This window comes from Caballeronia pedi (assembly GCF_001544915.2).
GTDB classification, from domain to species: domain Bacteria; phylum Pseudomonadota; class Gammaproteobacteria; order Burkholderiales; family Burkholderiaceae; genus Caballeronia; species Caballeronia pedi.
Map to the genome: position 1 here is coordinate 25,241 of NZ_FCOE02000063.1, position 6,624 is coordinate 31,864.

7 protein-coding genes and 1 tRNA gene are annotated in these 6,624 nt (G+C 60.2%); 7 read left to right on the top strand and 1 reads right to left on the bottom strand.

The window, feature by feature from the left end:
* Positions 1 to 5: 5 nt before the first annotated feature.
* Positions 6 to 1,229, bottom strand: a complete 1,224-nt coding sequence (locus tag AWB80_RS40345) for a S1C family serine protease (RefSeq protein ID WP_061180205.1) — start codon at positions 1,227 to 1,229, stop codon at positions 6 to 8.
* A gap of 20 nt (positions 1,230 to 1,249) precedes the next feature.
* Here AWB80_RS40345 and AWB80_RS40350 point away from each other — a divergent pair, with 20 nt between their 5' ends.
* From AWB80_RS40350 to AWB80_RS40380, 7 genes are all read left to right on the top strand, one after another.
* Positions 1,250 to 1,996, top strand: a complete 747-nt coding sequence (locus AWB80_RS40350; protein ID WP_061180206.1) for a Nif3-like dinuclear metal center hexameric protein — start codon at positions 1,250 to 1,252, stop codon at positions 1,994 to 1,996.
* Between the two features lie 218 nt (positions 1,997 to 2,214).
* Positions 2,215 to 2,835, top strand: coding sequence for a ubiquinol-cytochrome c reductase iron-sulfur subunit (gene petA / locus AWB80_RS40355; RefSeq protein ID WP_061180207.1), 621 nt, complete (start codon positions 2,215 to 2,217; stop codon positions 2,833 to 2,835).
* Positions 2,836 to 4,218 (top strand): cytochrome b, encoded by a 1,383-nt coding sequence (locus tag AWB80_RS40360; RefSeq protein WP_061180208.1) that lies wholly within the window; start codon positions 2,836 to 2,838, stop codon positions 4,216 to 4,218.
* Between the two features lie 23 nt (positions 4,219 to 4,241).
* A complete protein-coding gene (locus AWB80_RS40365; RefSeq protein WP_061180209.1) occupies positions 4,242 to 4,997 on the top strand; it encodes a cytochrome c1 in 756 nt (251 codons plus the stop codon).
* A 94-nt stretch (positions 4,998 to 5,091) separates the two neighbouring features.
* Complete coding sequence (locus tag AWB80_RS40370) at positions 5,092 to 5,703, top strand: glutathione S-transferase N-terminal domain-containing protein (protein ID WP_014192402.1); 612 nt, start codon at positions 5,092 to 5,094, stop codon at positions 5,701 to 5,703.
* 64 nt (positions 5,704 to 5,767) lie between these two features.
* A complete protein-coding gene (locus AWB80_RS40375; protein WP_061180210.1) occupies positions 5,768 to 6,274 on the top strand; it encodes a ClpXP protease specificity-enhancing factor in 507 nt (168 codons plus the stop codon).
* 18 nt (positions 6,275 to 6,292) lie between these two features.
* Positions 6,293 to 6,368 (top strand) — tRNA-Thr (locus AWB80_RS40380).
* Positions 6,369 to 6,624: the final 256 nt, after the last annotated feature.

The following is a 6,624-nucleotide window of genomic DNA, read 5'->3' on the forward strand; positions in this document are numbered from 1 at the left end:
ACGTTTTATTCGTCGCCCTGGTCACCCTGATCGCCTTCGTCATCCGGCATCTGCGCTGCGCGCGGCGGCGCGGGACGCTTGCCGATCATCACGTTGACGTCCAGCTCCTTGTTCTTGCGCATCAGGTGAACCTTCACCGACGTGCCCGGCTTGATCTGCGCGACGACGTTCAGGAGGCGCGTGGTGTCGGTGATCGCGTCCTCGTTGATGGACACGAGGATATCGCCCGGCTTGATGCCCGCCTTGTCGGCCGGACCGCCCTGCAGCACGCCCGCCACGATCGCCCCCGACTTCTGGTCCAGCCCGAACGATTCGGCGATCTCCGGCGTTACGTCCTGCGGTTCCACGCCGATCCAGCCGCGCGTGACGGTGCCCGTCGTGATGATGCTCTCCAGCACGCTGCGCGCGGTCGACACGGGAATCGCGAAGCCGATGCCGAGCGAGCCGCCGCTGCGCGAATAGATCGCTGTGTTGATGCCGAGCAGATTGCCGTTCACGTCCACCAGTGCGCCGCCCGAGTTGCCGGGATTGATGGCCGCGTCGGTCTGGATGAAGTTCTCGAACGTGTTGATGCCGAGGTGATTGCGCCCGAGCGCGCTGACGATGCCCATCGTGACTGTTTGCCCGACGCCGAACGGATTGCCGATCGCGAGCACGACATCGCCGACACGCGTCTGATCCATCCTGCCGAGCGTGATGGCCGGCAGGTTGGTCATGTTGATCTTCAGCACGGCGAGGTCGGTTTCCGGATCGACGCCGATCACTTTCGCGCTGGACGTGCGACCATCGGCGAGGGCGACTTCAATTTGATCCGCCCCGTCGACGACATGCTGGTTCGTTAGAATGTAACCTTCCGAGCTGACGATGACGCCGGAGCCCAGATTCGACGCAGGCGGCTCGTCGCTCTTGCGCTTGTTCTTGTCACCGAAGAAGTAGCGGAACAGCGGGTCTTTCGCGCGCGGGTCGGGCGGCAGGTTGCCGTCCTTGCTGGAGAACACGTTCACGACGGCCGGCATCGCCTTTTGCGCGCCTTCCGAGAAGGACGACTGAAGCGGGCGGGAGCCGATGCTCGGCGCGACCTCCTGCAAAGCGACGATCGGCTCGGCAAGCTGCTTGCCGAATTGACCTTGACGTTGAAGCCACTGCGGTTTCAAGGTCGCGATGATGAACATCAGGGCCAAAAGCACGGTGACCGCTTGGGCAAAAAATAGCCAGAAGCGTCTAAGCATTTGAAGGGATAGAGGATTTCATGGATCGGATCGAACTCGAATTGTATCTGAACAATCTGCTGGAAATCGGCCGCTTCAAGGACTATTGCCCTAATGGTCTGCAGGTCGAGGGCGCGCGCCGCGTGCACAAGATCGCGACCGGCGTGACCGCCTCGCAGGCCTTTCTCGAAGCCGCGCTCGAGTGGGGCGCGGACACCGTGCTCGTGCATCACGGCTACTTCTGGCGCAACGAGGCGCCGCAGATCACGGGCCGCAAGCACCGGCGGCTGCGCACGCTCATCGCCAACGACATCAATCTCTTCGCCTACCATCTTCCGCTCGATTCGCATCCGGAATTCGGCAACAACGCGCAGATCGGCGCGCGGCTCGGTTTGATCGCGGACAGCCGTTTTGCCGATCAGGATCTCGGCTGGATCGCGACGCTCGCGATGCCGCTGTCGCTCGAACACTTCAGCGTGATGGTCGAGAACGCACTCGGCAGAAAGCCGCTCGTGTTCGGCGATACCGACAAGGAACTGCGGCGCGTGGCGTGGTGCACGGGCGGCGCGCAAGGTTATTTCGAAGCGGCCATTGCGGCGGGCGCGGACGTTTATCTGAGCGGCGAAGTCTCGGAGCAGACCATGCATATTGCGGCGGAATCGGGCGTGGCTTACATCGGCGCGGGCCATCACGCGACGGAGCGTTACGGCGTGCAGGCCGTGGGCGCGCACCTGTCCGAGCAGTTCGATATCGAACATCTTTTTATCGACATCGATAATCCTGTTTAATACGTCATTAAGCCGGTGCGCCCATTATTGGCGCTTGCAGTCGGCTTAAATGAATGCTTCACGAGATTGCGCGAGAAACGTGGGGAAAACCCTGAAGCATCAATCACTTCGAGTGATTTTTGCTAGTCAGCCCTTGTAAATGCTAACTCCATTCGCGCACACTAGCGGCGGAACGACTGATGTGACGGTATAAATCCAACTCAGAAGTGGGGCGTGTGATGCGAGACAAGGAAGAAAAACGCGTCGACGGCGGGCGCCGTACCTGGCTGATTGCGACGACCGCAGTAGGTGGTGTCGGCGCGGTGGCAACCGTAGTTCCTTTCGTAGGTTCGTTTGCACCATCGGAAAAGGCCAAGGCGGCGGGCGCGCCAGTCGAGGTCGATATCAGCGGACTCAAGCCGGGCGAAATGATGACCGTCGCCTGGCGCGGCAAGCCGGTGTGGATCGTGAACCGCACCGACGAAATGCTGGCCGACGTCAAGAAGGCCGACAACGAAGTCGCCGATCCGAAGTCGAAGATGGAGTTCTCCATGCCGTTGCCGGAGTACTGCAACAACGAGTTCCGTTCGCGCGCCGATCGCAAGAACATCTTCGTGGCCGTTGCCGTGTGCACGCATCTGGGCTGCACGCCGACACCACGTTTCACCGAAGGTCCTCAACCCAATCTCCCCGATAACTGGCCGGGTGGTTTCCTGTGCCCGTGCCACGGCTCGACCTATGACATGGCCGGCCGCGTCTTCAAGAACAAGCCCGCGCCGCAGAACCTGGACATTCCACCGTTCATGTTCACATCCGCGACGCAACTCGTGATTGGCAAGGACGAAAAGGGAGAGGCGTAAATGGCGACCGCAGACAAGGAAGTGGAGACAACGGGCCTGACCGGTTGGATCGATCGCCGGTTCCCGATGACCTCGACCTGGAAGAAACACGTTTCCGAATACTACGCGCCGAAGAACTTCAACTTCTGGTACTTCTTCGGCTCGCTCGCGCTGCTGGTGCTGGTCAACCAGATCGTCACGGGCATCTTCCTGACGATGAACTACAAGCCCGATGCAACGCTCGCGTTCGCATCGGTCGAGTACATCATGCGCGAGGTGCCGTGGGGCTGGCTGATCCGCTACATGCACTCGACGGGCGCGTCGATGTTCTTCGTCGTCGTGTATCTGCACATGTTCCGCGGGCTGATGTACGGCTCGTATCGCAAGCCGCGCGAACTCGTGTGGATCTTCGGCTGCGCGATCTTCCTGTGCCTGATGGCCGAGGCGTTCTTCGGCTACCTGCTGCCGTGGGGACAGATGTCATTCTGGGGCGCGCAGGTGATCGTGAACCTGTTCTCGGCGATTCCGTTCATCGGCCCGGATCTGTCGCTGTGGATTCGCGGCGATTACGTGGTGTCGGACGTCACGCTCAATCGCTTTTTCGCGTTCCACGTCATCGCGATTCCGCTGGTGCTGATCGGGCTCGTGGTCGCGCACCTGGTCGCGCTGCACGAGGTCGGCTCGAACAATCCGGACGGCGTCGAGATCAAGGCGAAGAAGGGCGCCGACGGCATCCCGCTCGACGGCATTCCGTTCCATCCGTATTACTCGGTGCACGATTTCATGGGCGTGAGCGTGTTCCTGCTGATCTTCGCAGCGATCATTTTCTTCGCGCCGGAGATGGGCGGCTACTTCCTCGAAGCGAACAACTTCGTGCCGGCCAACCCGCTGCAGACGCCGCCGGAAATCGCGCCGGTGTGGTACTTCACCGCGTTCTACGCGATGCTTCGCGCCACCACCGATCCGTTCAAGATCGTGCTGATGATCGTGATCGCGGTGCTCGGTCTGCTGGCTTTGCTGAAGGCGCGCGGCAAGTGGCGGCTCGGCCTGCCCGTGCTCGCGGTGCTCGTGCTGATCTTCATGGCGCTGACGGAATCGAAGTTCTGGGGCGTGGTCGTGATGGGCGCCGCGGTGGTGTCGCTGTTTTTCCTGCCGTGGCTGGATCGCAGCCCGGTGAAGTCGATCCGCTATCGGCCGCTTTTCCACAAGGTCTTCTATGCGATCTTCGTGTTTGCGTTCCTGTTGCTCGGCTTCCTGGGCACGCGACCGCCATCGCCGGCCGCGACGCTGATCGCGCAGATCTGCGCGCTGATCTACTTCGCGTTCTTCCTCGGCATGCCTTTCTGGACGCCGCGCGGCAAGTTCAAGACGCCGCCTGAGCGAGTGCACTACAAACCTCACTGAGCGCACGTCCGGAGACAAATACGATGAAAAAATGGCTCTCTACAATATCGATGATCGCCGCCGTGCTGTTCGCGTTCACCGCGGCGCCCGTGTATGCGGAGGAAGAGGCGGTGCTCGACCGGGCGCCCGATAGCTCGGACAACCTCGCGTCCCTCCAGCACGGTGCGCAAATCTTTGTAAACTATTGCCTGAACTGCCACAGCGCGAACCTGATGCGCTACAACCGGCTGACCGATATCGGCATCACGCCGCAGCAGATTCAGGAGAATCTGCTGTTCACGACCGATAAGGTCGGCAATACGATGTCGATTGCGATGCGCCCGGAAGACGCGAAGGCGTGGTTCGGTGCGTCGCCGCCGGATTTGTCGGTCGAGGCGCGGGCGCGTGGCAAGGACTGGCTCTATACGTATTTGCGGAGTTTTTACCGTGATCCGACGCGTCCCACGGGCTGGAACAACCGCGTGTACGAGAATGTCGGCATGCCGCACGTACTATGGACGCTTCAGGGCATCCGGGATGCTAAATTCGAGACCGATACGGATGAAAAGACCGGCGAAAAGGTAAGAAGATTCGTGGGTTACACTCAGGTTACACCGGGTGCCATGTCGTCCGTGGATTATGATTCAGCTGTGGCGGATCTCGTTTCGTACATGTCGTGGATGGCGGAACCCGCGCAGCAGACGCGCAAGCGGCTCGGCGTCTGGGTTTTGCTGTTCCTGGCGCTCTTGAGTTTCCTCGCGTGGCGCCTGAACGCGGCATACTGGAAAGATATCAAATAGCGCGCCCTCGACGGCGTGGGTCGGCGCGACGGCGTTTTCCGGGAGGGAAGCGCCGCAGCCGGCCCTTCGAGTTTACTGAAGGAACTTTAAAAACATGATGGTTCTGTATTCCGGCACTACTTGCCCGTTCTCCCAGCGCTGCCGGCTGGTGTTGTTCGAAAAGGGCATGGATTTCGAGATTCGCGACGTCGATCTGTTCAACAAGCCGGAAGACATCGCGGTGATGAACCCGTATGGCCAGGTGCCGATTCTCGTCGAGCGCGACCTGATCCTGTACGAGTCGAATATCATCAACGAATACATCGACGAGCGGTTCCCGCATCCGCAACTCATGCCGGCTGACCCGGTGCAGCGCGCGCGTGCGCGGCTGTTCCTGCTGAATTTCGAGAAGGAGTTGTTCGTTCACGTCGGCACGCTCGAGAATGAAAAGGGCAAGGCCGCCGAGAAGAACCACGAGAAGGCGCGCGGCGCGATCCGCGATCGCCTTACGCAGCTCGCCCCGATCTTCCTGAAGAACAAGTACATGCTGGGCGAAGAGTTTTCGATGCTCGACGTCGCGATCGCGCCGCTGCTGTGGCGTCTGGATCACTACGGCATCGAGCTGTCGAAGAACGCTGCACCGTTGATGAAGTACGCCGAGCGGATCTTCAGCCGTCCGGCCTATATTGAAGCGCTGACGCCTTCCGAAAAGGTGATGCGTCGATAGTTTGAGTGCGTTGGGACGCGGCGGCGCGGATTTCGCGTAGCCGTATTCCGACAGAGGAAAGTTGATGCAAGAGATTTCCACCAAGCCGTATTTGTTGCGCGCACTGTATGAGTGGTGCACGGACAACGGCTTCACGCCCCACATCGCCGTACGGGTCGATGCCGCCACGCGCGTGCCGCGTCAGTTTGTGCGCAACGACGAGATCGTGTTGAACATCAGTTTCGAGGCGACGAGCCAACTGCAGATGGGCAACGAGTGGATCGAGTTCAGCGCCCGGTTCTCCGGCAAGTCGCACAAGATCGAAGTGCAGGTTGCCAACGTGCTCGCGATCTACGCGCGAGAGAACGGACAGGGGATGGCGTTTCCGGTCGAGCAGTCGCATTCCGGCCCGGATCTCGCCGGCGCTCCGCTCGGATCGCGATCGGTCGAGCGTGAGACCCGGCGTATCGAGGAGCCAGCCGGCGAGCGTGCGGAGTCCGCGGCGGAATCGTCGAAAGATGACTCGCAGGCGGGCGTCGAGGACGATGCTTCGAAATCGGCCGTGCGGTCCCACCTCAAAGTCGTTAAATGAAGTAGAATCTCGCTCTTCGCCGGCTTAGCTCATCTGGTAGAGCAGTTGATTTGTAATCATCAGGTGGCGGGTTCGAGTCCTGCAGCCGGCACCAAGACTTATGTCGACGGGTCGTGCGATGTCCGCACGACCCGTTTGCTTTAAGTCGGTTGGATAAGTAGGTTGAGTCGATAAGAAACGCTGCAAAATCTTGTTGACAGATACCGAAACGTTCTTCATAATCTCGTTTCTCTGCTGCTGATGCAGCGACGCAAGACGGAAGTTGAAGTGATTCTTGCGATGTGCTCTTTAAAAACTAACAGCCGATAAGTGTGGGCGCTTGATAGCGAGTGCGGTTTCAGTCTTTCGGG

Bases quoted from the DNA above. Each gene is read 5' to 3' on its own strand.
- AWB80_RS40345 (WP_061180205.1), bottom strand. From the start codon at position 1,229: ATGCTTAGACGCTTCTGGCTATTTTTTGCCCAAGCGGTCACCGTGCTT.
- AWB80_RS40350 (WP_061180206.1), top strand. From the start codon at position 1,250: ATGGATCGGATCGAACTCGAATTGTATCTGAACAATCTGCTGGAAATC.
- petA (WP_061180207.1), top strand. From the start codon at position 2,215: ATGCGAGACAAGGAAGAAAAACGCGTCGACGGCGGGCGCCGTACCTGG.
- AWB80_RS40360 (WP_061180208.1), top strand. From the start codon at position 2,836: ATGGCGACCGCAGACAAGGAAGTGGAGACAACGGGCCTGACCGGTTGG.
- AWB80_RS40365 (WP_061180209.1), top strand. From the start codon at position 4,242: ATGAAAAAATGGCTCTCTACAATATCGATGATCGCCGCCGTGCTGTTC.
- AWB80_RS40370 (WP_014192402.1), top strand. From the start codon at position 5,092: ATGATGGTTCTGTATTCCGGCACTACTTGCCCGTTCTCCCAGCGCTGC.
- AWB80_RS40375 (WP_061180210.1), top strand. From the start codon at position 5,768: ATGCAAGAGATTTCCACCAAGCCGTATTTGTTGCGCGCACTGTATGAG.